The sequence below is a fragment of the Novosphingobium kalidii genome (genome assembly GCF_040534015.1).
Lineage (GTDB): Bacteria > Pseudomonadota > Alphaproteobacteria > Sphingomonadales > Sphingomonadaceae > Novosphingobium > Novosphingobium kalidii.
Map to the genome: position 1 here is coordinate 1 of NZ_JBEWLY010000015.1, position 9,838 is coordinate 9,838.

At 60.9% G+C, this 9,838-nt stretch carries 11 protein-coding genes and 1 pseudogene; 5 read left to right on the top strand and 7 right to left on the bottom strand.

The window, feature by feature from the left end; translation table 11 throughout:
- Positions 1-537 precede the first annotated feature (537 nt).
- The 3 genes from ABVV53_RS10700 to ABVV53_RS10710 are packed head-to-tail and all read left to right on the top strand — an operon-like array spanning position 538 to position 5,249.
- Positions 538-3,051 (top strand): TonB-dependent receptor, encoded by a 2,514-nt coding sequence (locus ABVV53_RS10700; protein WP_353984420.1) that lies wholly within the window; start codon positions 538-540, stop codon positions 3,049-3,051.
- On the top strand, positions 3,048-4,241 hold the full coding sequence (locus ABVV53_RS10705; protein WP_353984421.1) for a YdcF family protein: 1,194 nt from the start codon (positions 3,048-3,050) through the stop codon (positions 4,239-4,241). Before ABVV53_RS10700 ends, ABVV53_RS10705 begins: the two co-directional genes overlap by 4 nt.
- A gap of 15 nt (positions 4,242-4,256) precedes the next feature.
- Positions 4,257-5,249, top strand: a complete 993-nt coding sequence (locus ABVV53_RS10710) for a phospholipase C/P1 nuclease family protein (protein WP_353984422.1) — start codon at positions 4,257-4,259, stop codon at positions 5,247-5,249.
- 156 nt (positions 5,250-5,405) lie between these two features.
- Here ABVV53_RS10710 and ABVV53_RS10715 read toward each other — a convergent pair.
- The 3 genes and pseudogenes from ABVV53_RS10715 to ABVV53_RS10725 form a co-directional block, all read right to left on the bottom strand.
- Positions 5,406-5,588 (bottom strand): annotated as a pseudogene (locus ABVV53_RS10715) (Tn3 family transposase); the annotation flags it as partial.
- 246 nt (positions 5,589-5,834) lie between these two features.
- The gene (locus ABVV53_RS10720; protein ID WP_353984423.1) at positions 5,835-6,224 is read right to left on the bottom strand and encodes a PIN domain-containing protein; all 390 of its coding nucleotides are present in this window, start codon (positions 6,222-6,224) and stop codon (positions 5,835-5,837) included.
- Positions 6,221-6,466, bottom strand: a complete 246-nt coding sequence (locus ABVV53_RS10725) for an AbrB/MazE/SpoVT family DNA-binding domain-containing protein (protein ID WP_353984424.1) — start codon at positions 6,464-6,466, stop codon at positions 6,221-6,223. The genes ABVV53_RS10720 and ABVV53_RS10725 overlap by 4 nt, the downstream gene beginning before the upstream one ends.
- A 250-nt stretch (positions 6,467-6,716) precedes the next feature.
- Here ABVV53_RS10725 and ABVV53_RS10730 point away from each other — a divergent pair, with 250 nt between their 5' ends.
- Positions 6,717-6,992, top strand: coding sequence for a site-specific integrase (locus ABVV53_RS10730; RefSeq protein ID WP_353984425.1), 276 nt, complete (start codon positions 6,717-6,719; stop codon positions 6,990-6,992).
- A 99-nt stretch (positions 6,993-7,091) separates the two neighbouring features.
- Here the strand turns inward: ABVV53_RS10730 and ABVV53_RS10735 are convergent, their stop codons facing one another.
- From ABVV53_RS10735 to ABVV53_RS10750, 4 genes are all read right to left on the bottom strand, one after another.
- Positions 7,092-7,604: a GNAT family N-acetyltransferase gene (locus ABVV53_RS10735; protein ID WP_353984426.1), complete on the bottom strand. Its 513-nt coding sequence runs from the start codon at positions 7,602-7,604 to the stop codon at positions 7,092-7,094.
- A gap of 85 nt (positions 7,605-7,689) precedes the next feature.
- The gene (locus ABVV53_RS10740; RefSeq protein WP_353984428.1) at positions 7,690-8,244 is read right to left on the bottom strand and encodes a nucleotidyltransferase family protein; all 555 of its coding nucleotides are present in this window, start codon (positions 8,242-8,244) and stop codon (positions 7,690-7,692) included.
- A gap of 64 nt (positions 8,245-8,308) precedes the next feature.
- Positions 8,309-8,647 carry a LysR substrate-binding domain-containing protein gene (locus tag ABVV53_RS10745; RefSeq protein WP_353984427.1) on the bottom strand — a complete coding sequence of 113 codons (339 nt, stop codon included), beginning with the start codon at positions 8,645-8,647 and terminating at the stop codon, positions 8,309-8,311.
- 32 nt (positions 8,648-8,679) lie between these two features.
- Positions 8,680-8,994 (bottom strand): hypothetical protein, encoded by a 315-nt coding sequence (locus ABVV53_RS10750; RefSeq protein ID WP_353982419.1) that lies wholly within the window; start codon positions 8,992-8,994, stop codon positions 8,680-8,682.
- Positions 8,995-9,071: 77 nt separating this feature from the next.
- Between ABVV53_RS10750 and ABVV53_RS10755 the strand changes: the two genes are divergently transcribed.
- Positions 9,072-9,838 (top strand): IS5 family transposase gene (locus tag ABVV53_RS10755; protein WP_353982420.1). Its coding sequence is split into 2 segments (ribosomal slippage): positions 9,072-9,384 and positions 9,384-9,838, totalling 768 coding nucleotides; the frame shifts between segments, so codons are not numbered across the junction.

Below are 9,838 nucleotides of genomic sequence, written 5' to 3' on the forward strand. Positions count from 1 at the left end.
GTTGTCCTCGGACACGTAATCATCAAGCGAGGCAGGCAGCAAAAAATCCTGCCGGCGGTCTTCCCCTTGAACGAAACGGCCCATTCCAAAGCCTCACGCAAATGCGGGAAAACTCTAGCACAGCCTCGCGTTCTTACACAGCCTCGGGCGTAGAAAAGCCTCTCGCAGCTTCAGCTTCCGCCTCGTTGGCGCCGTTCAGCGTCGCAGCTCTGGCTGGTGCGAAAGCCGCTCTCCTTCCAGGACGAAGCGGCGAGCACCTGGAAAGTACGACGAGCATCCGCTCCCGAACGCCCATTTTCACGTGCTAACCGCCCTGCGAGGTGTCATGCGCTCCATACGTCCTGTAGCCTTCGCGAGCGCCGAGTGGCGCGATACCGATGCATCCGGGCACCCCGGTCGAAAACGATCTTCCCCATAACTGACCACGTTTTTTGTGATCGCTCCCGAAAGCCGCGTACGACGAACTGTCACATTCTTCCGCCAGAGGGCCTCGCATCGGTCGCACGAATCCAGACCAAATCCTGAACAGGGGAAATGATGCGCAAGTCTATCTTGGTGGGCGGCACGGCCGCCGCTATCTGCACGCTCGTTGGGAATCCGGCCCTTGCGCAAGGTGTAGCTGCACCGGCGTCGCGCACTACGCCTGAGAACATAGCGGCAGGCGAGAGCGGCCCTGCGGGATCGGAGATCATCGTCACCGGCACAGCGCGCGGGCAACGCCGCTTCGACGCCTCCTACGCCATCAACACGATTAGCCAGGAGGCTATCGAGAAGATTGCGCCGATCAACTTCGCCGACCTGATCGGCCAGTTGCCGGGTTTCCAAACAGAGATCACCGGCGGCGAGGTGCAGAACATCTACCGCATCCGGGGCTTGCCCAACGATGGCGGCTTCGTCTCTTTTCAGCAGGATGGTCTTCCGCTGTTCCACGAGAACGACGGCGTCTTCTTTCGCGGCGATGCGATCCTAAAGCAGGATCTCATGACGCAGCGCCTCGAAGTGGTGCGCGGCGGCCCGGCACCGGTTTTCTCCAGCTATTCGGGTGCGATCATCAACGCCATCACGCGCGAGGGCCAGGACACCTCAAAAGGCGCAGCGCAGGTGACGCTGGGCGATACGGGCCTGTACCGCCTCGACGCGTATCAGTCCGGTCCGCTGGGCAATGACACCTCTTACGCCATCGGCGGCTTCATCCGCCATCACGACGGCTACCGCGATAACGGCTTCCCCAACGACCGTGGTGGCCAGATCCGCGCCAACATCCGTCACGATCTGAGCAACGGCTACGTCAAGCTGAGCGCGAACTACGTCAACGACAAGAACGTCTTCTACCTGCCGATCCCGATCGCCGACCCGCGCGATCCTTCGGTCAGTCTCGATCCGTACATCGACTACTTCGAAGGCACGATGAACTCGCCAGCGTTCCGCAATGTCGCGATCCCGTTTCGGAACGGGCAGGGGCTGACGGAAAGCCGCACGACCGACCTGGCTGACGGACGGCACATGCGCATGTTCAACGTCGGCGCGCAGTACGAAGCGGATTTCGATGGCTGGCTGGTCTCCGCAAAGGTGGGGTATACCCAAGGTAAAAACCGCTTCACCGCGTTTTACTCCACCACCAATCCGGCCGATGCGGACACCTTTGCCGCCGGGTATCGTGCCCGCGCGACAGCGGCCTTTGGCCCCGTGAGCTCCTTTGGCTACACGCTCGCCGGGACCAACACGGCTTACAATCCCGACAGTGCTTCGGGTCTCGTCATGCAGGGCCAGTACCGCGACGTGGCCTCCGATTTCTATTCGGGGCAGGGCAATTTGTCCGTCGCCAAGCGGATTGAAACCGGTCTCGGCAGCCACGACCTGACCGTAGGTCTATACGGCAGCTTCTATGGCCAAGATCGTTTTTACGCCTATCAGAACTACCTGATCGAGGTCGCCGGAACCCCCCGCACCCTGGATCTGGTGGCTTATGGCCCAACCGGAGCCGAACTCGGGCGCGTTACGGACAATGGCGTGCTGAACTATGCTGCCACGCTCAACCAAGGCGACTCCGACGCATCGATGTTCGCGATCTACGCCAACGATACATGGGAGATTGCTCCGGGTCTGCGTATCGATGCCGGCATTCGTCATGAGCGTTATGACTATCAAGGATGGGGCGCGCTGACCGAGCAGGTCAATCTGGGCGACGCCACCACTCTGGCCGATGATGCGACGCGCGGCTTCACTGGTGTAATTGTCAACCGCGATCTCAAGACTGAGGCGACCAACTGGACAATCGGCGCCAATTACGACTTCAGCAACAGCATTGGCATCTATGCCCGTGCCTCGCACCTGGAAACGCCGCCCAACGTTCAGTCGGCAATGGATGTGAACCCGAACCCGGTCTACATCACCACCATTGCCGATCAGTACGAAGTCGGCTTGAAGCTGGCGAGCGGTCGTTCCTATCTTTACGCTACCGGCTTCTATTCAAACTTCGATCCGCTGAACGCGTCATTTCTCGCTTTCGACCCCACCACGGGCCGCAACGATGTCAACGTACCCTTCATCGGGGAGGCGCAAATCGTGGGGGTCGAGCTCGACGGCGCCTTGTCGGTAACTCCCTGGTTCACGCTGAATGGCGCGCTGACGATCAGCGACCCTAAGTACAAGAACTTCGCCAGCGCAACGGGCGCTGACCCCGAGCAGGTTGAAGGCAACCAGATCGTCCGCCAGCCCAAGGTGTACGGCAATATCCGCCCGTCCTTCGACTTCGTCACCGGTGAGACCGAAGTGTCGATCTATGGCCGCTATACCTACATGGGCAAGCGCTACGTCGATCTCTACAACAACACCGCTTTGCCCGCTTACGGCACGGTTGGTGCCGGCGTCACGTTGAACCGGGGCGCTTGGAAGCTGCAGGTCGTGGGTGATAACCTGTTCAACCAGAAGGGCCTGACCGAAGGCAACACCCGCACGGACTCGCTGGCGGGGCAAGGAAGTTCGGAGGCGATCTACGGCCGCCCGATCTTTGGGCGCAACTTCCGCTTGGTGCTGGGCTTCGATTGGTGAGCACGAGCTGGTTTGTAATGCAGGCGGCGGCACTCGCCGCCGCCTGCGCCATGCCGTGCGCCTCGGCGCCCTCGGGGATGGCGCAGGCGACCCGGTCAGCGGCAGTCGCTGATACCGCTCTGGGCGCCCTCTCGCAGCGTTTGTTTCCTCTGTTTACCGCCTTAGGACGTGATCGGACTGCGCTGATTGCGCTGCTGGGCCGGCCCGCGGTGCGTGAACTGCTGTCCGCCCGCGCTGAACGGCTGACCGGCTGCCAGGAGGAGCCTGGCTGCGTTGCGCAGGCGCTACTGTGGCGGGATAGCGAGATCGCGGCTCTTGCCCATGCTTTGCCCGCGGGCTTGCCCGTCTTCGACGACGGCGTAGTCGCGCAGGCCCGGCGCGAACTCCAGGGTGCCAATGTGATCCTCGGAACGTACGGTCTGGGTCAGGTGCCGGCGTACGCCACGATCGACGGCGCAGGCACCATCAGCCCGGCCGAACGCCGTAACTGGCTGCAGGCCGCTTTTTGGGTGTCGAAAGCGCCCCGCCTCGGCTCGGTTCAGCCGTTCGATGTGTCTTTCGACTTTGCACTGGCCTTGCTCGACGGCAGCACCCGCACCGATGCGATCGGCTTCATGCCGCTGAACAGCGGCATGAACGCAGATGCCTTCGCCCGCGCTCGGCGGACCAACTGGGGCGACTTCCGATACACTGCGCTGATCGTCACCGGCATTGGCCCGGAACTGGACGGGATGCCGCTCAGTCCTGGAGGCAAGTATCACTTGCGTCTTGCGGCACAGCAGTTCGCCCGTGGCGAGACGGCTTTTATCATCGTGTCCGGTGGTCGCGCTCATCCCTTCAACACACCTTTTGCAGAGGCGGTGGAGATGCGCGCTGCGCTGATCGACCGCTATGGCATTCCGGCCGACCGCATCGTCATCGATCCGCATGCCCGGCACACCACCACCAACATGCGCAATGCGGCCCGGTTGCTTATGGCGATGGGGGCACCGCTCACGCAGGACACCCTCGTCGTCTGCAATCCGATACAAAGCAAAAACATCGCCAGCCCCGCATTCGTCGCCCGCAACGAACGCGAACTTGGCTACCAGCCCGGCGTCGCCGGCGCCCGGATTAGCCCCACCGCACTTGAATGGCGCCCCGCCGCCAGCTCTGCCCGCATCGACCCTCGCGATCCGCTCGACCCATAAGAATAGGATTTTCACATGCGCCGCCTTCTCGCCGCCGTCGCCGGACTCGCTCTCCTCGCCCCCCATGCAGCCCTCGCCTGGGGCGCGAGAGGTCATGCAGTGATCGATACGGCGGCGATCCAGGCCATACCCGAAGACGGGCCGGTCTTCCTGAAGAAACATGTCGACTATATCGCCGCATCGGCATCTCAACCGGACAGCTGGCGCGGCAATGCCGAGGGATTTTCCAAAATCATCGAGGATCCCAATCATGGCTGGTTTCGCGAACAGTTCACCTTCCTGAAACCGATCCCACGCAGCCGCTACGAGTTCGTGCTGGCGCTGTACGATCGCCACCAGCAGATTAAGGACACTAACCCCCAGGCGGCCGCCCGTACCAACGTGCGCTGGACAGGTACGCTGCCCTATGCCGCTATGGAAGCGTACGACCGGATCGTCGTTTGCATGCGACAGGTGCGGCAACTTGCCTCCCAAGGCAGTGATCCAAAGTTCGCGGAGCAGAATTGCGCGTTCGATGTGGCACGTCTCGGTCACTATATCGGTGATGGTGCGAACCCGATGCACAATTCCATTCACTCGGATGGCTGGCGCGGCGACAATCCTGAGGGCTTCACAACCGACCGGACCGTACACGGACGCTTCGAAAGCCTATTCGTCGACAAGATCGGCCTTACCCCCGCCGACATCCTCCCGCGGATTGGCGCTCCTGCCCGGCAGAAGGGTGACATGTTCGATCTCGTGCTCGCGTACTTGGATAACTCCGGTGATAAGGTGCGCCGGCTTTACCAGCTGGAACGGCGCAATGGCTTTGCTGATGCCGCTGACAGCGTGGTGCGGGAGATGGTCTATGAGCGCACCGCAGCCGGGGCCGCAATGTTACGGGACATGCTGTATCGAGCCTGGACAGAAAGCGCTCACCCGCCCATCGAAGTGAAGCCCGCACCACTCGACTTCGACAATCCCGCTTTCAACCCGGCGACCGGGTCTGCGCCGGCTGCACGTCGCTAACTGGTGAGCCGCCGGCGGCTTCCGCAATGCGGCGCTTAATTTGGAGCACCCCCACGACCGCTGGTCACCATGAGATTACGTCAACTGCAGAAAGACGTGAGCCGCGGCGAAAAAGAGGGCGAGGCGCTGATCCCACGCTAAACAACGCCAAGCGGGTCAGACGGCCAGAGCGGGACCGACGATGTGGAGAGGCTTGCGCTTCACCCGGTTAGCGGCGCGGTCCCAGAGGAAATCGCCCGAGAACGCAATGTGCTCCCATCCAACTGGCGAAGTATGGGCGAGCAATTCTGGTGCGACTGTCTTGCTCGAGGCAGCGAGGTGCCGGACGGCGTCAGCGATGTCGACCTGACCAAGGAAGCACCGTAGGCGCTTGCCCTTAGCGCTTCCATCTGCTGCATAGTGAGGGGCGTCGATGTCGACGAGCTCGCGAGCAAAGAAATCCGTGAACGTGCGGTTAGAAAAGTCCAGAACGTAGCCCTTTCCATCGCCGCGAAAGATCTCGTCGATGAGGATCAGCTCGACTGAAAAAAGCGTATTCATATTGGAACAGGTGCTCGACGGTAGATGGGCTGATGTCCGCAGGTGTCAGCGAATTTGCACGACCTTAACGCCCGTCTCGCCGGCAACCAAATTCCACTGCGTGTCGCTTGTCCAGGCAGGCAGTCCGTCGCGATGGGCAAGGGCAAGGCAATAGCGATCGCCGAGCGAAAGCCCGGCGCTGGAGGTAACCGCGCGCAATCGGCCGGCGATACGCGAGATATCTCGGTCGGCCGGTATGATCGCGATCGGCAGCGGATCGAGCATGGCATCGATCGCGGCCGGAGGCATGCCGAGGTGAGAATAATGGCTGATCACTTCGGCGTAGTTGACCGCGCACATCCGCGCCGACGCGATCCCTTTGGCAACTTTTGCAGCGCCCTTCTCCTGCTTGAGCATCGCGATCAGCGCCGAGGCGTCGAGGACGAACTCGCTCATTCGCCGCTGTCCTCGCGGCGCCGTGCCAGAAAGGCATCGACGCCGGCTTCGGGATGACTGCCGGTGTACTGTCTGGCAAGCGCCTGCGCCCGTGCTACGGCTTGGGCAGCTGTGCGTAGGACCACGCCGTCGTCGGTCTCTTCGATGAACACCGCGCCGCCGCCTGTGAGACCCAGGCGCTTACGGATGTCGGCCGGCAGGCTCATGCGACCATTGGGTGTGATGTTGACTTGAAGTGCCACTTGGACCTCACAGGTGATAAAATGGAAACATGGTAGATCATATCGCATCTACCTCCCGAATGCCACCATAGCCAGGCTATGACACGTTCGCAGGTCTATGCGCCATTTCGAGGATCAAGCCACAACTCCTCTTTTACGATAAATGTGATTCTCGTAAAAACCTTTTGGCGCGGGTGAGCGGGTAATTGGCGCCGTCACCCACCTCGAGCGCTGGCTTGAAGCGGCGCGGATCTCCAGCGGACCCGTGTTCGTGAAGTTTACGCCGCAAGGGCGGGTCGGCACCAAAGCGATGTCCGATCACGGCGCCGCGCTGGTCATGAAGGCTGCGGCCGCCGCAGCGGGGTACGATCCAGCTGCGTTCTCCGGTCACTCTTTACGCGCCGGGTTCTTCACCGAGGCGGCAAGCCAAGGCGAGGACCTCTTCCGGATGAAACGCCAGAGCCGGCACAAATCCACCGACATGGTGGCCGAATACGTCCGACCCCACGACGACTGGGTCGATCACGCAGGGCGTAGGTTCTCGTAGAAGGTATGCGTCCGGGCACCGCCGTCCAGCGGCGCGCCCCACGTTCAATGACCGCTTTCAGGTTGTGCCCAGAGCCGATCTAATGGCGATAGCTGGTGGCTAGCCGCCGTTCCACATTTCCGCCTTCAAATGCAAAAAGACGCTATCGCACCATTTTCCGCCGATAAGGCCAGTTTCCTCGGCGCGGCCAGTTTCAACGAAGCCGAGGCGGTTAAGCAGTCGCAGCAAAGGGTCATTTCGAGGATCAACATCCGCCTTGATCAATGGCAAGCCATGCTCACGAAATGCCCTATCGATGACGGACCGGACCGCCTCTGACGCAAGGCCTCGCCCCCACACATCCGGGTGAAAGATGAAGCCAATCGTCGGAAATCTCCGCATCCCAACCTTGCCGATCAATGCCTCCCCAAATTCGACTGCGAAGTCCTCGCCGCTGCCCGGATCGATGCCAATCATGTCGTCCAACCAAGCCTGCGTGACCGCGACGTCTTGATGAGGAGGGCAGTACCAGAAGGTCATGGCCCGGGCGTCACTAAGCAAGGTGTGGAACCCGCCAAGATCGTCCTGACGTGCTTTTCGGAGCAGAAGTCGATCGGTTCGTAGCTCAACCATCACTATTTGTAGCTGCGACGCGATCTGGTTTCCACTTCCACAATGGGAGCGGGACCGGAATGGTTCAGATTGGTGGAGAGCCGCCCTACGCTTCTGCCGTGGCCAGCAGCGGCCACGTACTAAGCCATGCTTTGGAGTGTATCCGCTCCTCATAGATCGACCGCTTCTCCTCACGGAAGCGCGAGGTTGGACGCAAGATGAGATTAAGCAGATCATCTAGCCTAAGGGGGGCAGCAATCTCGCAGCTTTCGGGTCCGCTTCGCCTTGCGGCTACCGCTGTCGCCGTTTCAGGCCAGTAACGCATGGCTTCGACCGCCGAGGGGTAGGGAGCATCCCCATTCCGCATATGCATCCGGGCCTGGTTCTTCACCGACCAATCGACCGCCGGTTCCAGTGCCCGCAAACTGCCCTCGATATCTCGATCCTGAGCTGCGTCGGTACACTGCGCATTGTACCAGATCACATCGACGTCGCCGATCAATGGCGAGCTAGATCGCTCGTGAAGGTGATCCCACACCGCATTCCTCACGAAGCCGGCGCCAATCCAGCAATCTGGTAAGTTCAGCGCATACACTCGGCCGAGAAGATGCCAGCGGACCGGATCGGCGCGGAGCACTGAAGATATAAAGGGTACGGCCATCACCTGAAGAGGGTAGCTCCAACTGCACCCGCTGAAAACGGCAACTTTGGGGGCGGGAGTTGCCTCAGCCCAGTCCGTCAATGGCCGCTCGGGTTTGGCAGGCAAGCCAGTCCACAAAGCCGGCAAGGAGGTCTCCGACATCCCCTCGCCGCGGGATGACCGCAACGTAGCCGGCCCGACGGACCTGAACCTGCGGCAGCGGCGTCATTAGCTTTCCGCTAGTGATATCGATCTGAAGCATCGGCATCGGTCCGATGCCAAGACCAAGGCCGTCTTCCACTGCCTGACGCGTCACATAGAAGTGGTCAAATATTTGGCGAGGATGAGCAGCAAGGTGTCGGAGCCCCGCTACCTCGAGCCAGTCAGCCCAGTCGCCCGCACGAGTCTCGCTCGCGAGTAGCACATGCCCTTCTAGGCCGTGAACTCATAAACGCATCAGCGGATGGTCGTCGGGCCGTCCGGTAGGGAAGTGAGGTAATCTGCGATTGCACACGCTGTGGTGGCAGCGGCGTCGGGGTCTACGACCGATAATCCCATATGATCGGATGCGATTCCGACTAGGTACGTTGTTGCTTCGTCTTTCGAGCTATCGTGGCAGAGCATGCTGACGACGTGCAGCAGATAGCTATCATATTCGTCGGCGCATCCTTCGCCACAAGTGCCGTGCTCATCTGCCAATCCGATCGGATCCCAAAGCTTCCAACCGATGTCGCGCAAACGGGAGAGCTGTATTTTCGGGTATAGCGCCATGCCGGAATCCTAACATCGCAAGCGGCACTCGACCATCTGCCCTTTCCATTTCGCCCGTTTGCTGATTCAGCGTCGGCATGAGCCGATATGATCTGACCGACTTCGAGTGGCGTGTGATCGAACCGCTTCTGCCCAACAAACCGCGAGGGGTGCCACGTGTCGATGACCGCCGCGTGTTGAACGGCATCTTCTGGGTACTGCGATCAGGTGCGCCGTGGCGTGACCTGCCTGAACGCTATGGTCCGCGAACTACCTGCTACAACCGATTTATACGATGGCGGAAGGCGGGCGTATGGGACCGGATGATGGACGCCATCACTGCCGCCCACGACGGCGACCTTCAGATGATCGACAGCACATCAATCCGGGCGCACCAGCAGGCTGCGACGGCAAAAAGGGGGATCGAGATCATTGTCTCGGTCGCTCCAGAGGTGGGCTCACGACCAAAATCCACGCGGTCGTCGATGGGCAAGGTCTCCCGATCCGACTGAGCCTTACCGCTGGACAAAGCCATGACGGCCAAGCCGCTGACGATCTGCTAAGCCATGTAGGTGCCGAAGCAGTCGTGCTGGCGGACAAGGCCTACGATGCGGATCGCATCCGGGCGTCTCTCCGCGAGAAAGGAGCGTTCGCCAATATCCCGCCAAAGGCCAACCGACGGTCGAAACCGTACTTTAGCACTTGGCTCTACCGCGAGCGCAACCTGATCGAACGCTTCTTCTCCAAGTTGAAGCACTTCCGCCGAGTTGCCACCCGATACGACAAGCTGGCCGAGAACTTCCTCGCAATGGTCCAACTTGCCTCAATGCGCCTGTGGCTACGGATTTATGAGTCTACGGCCTAG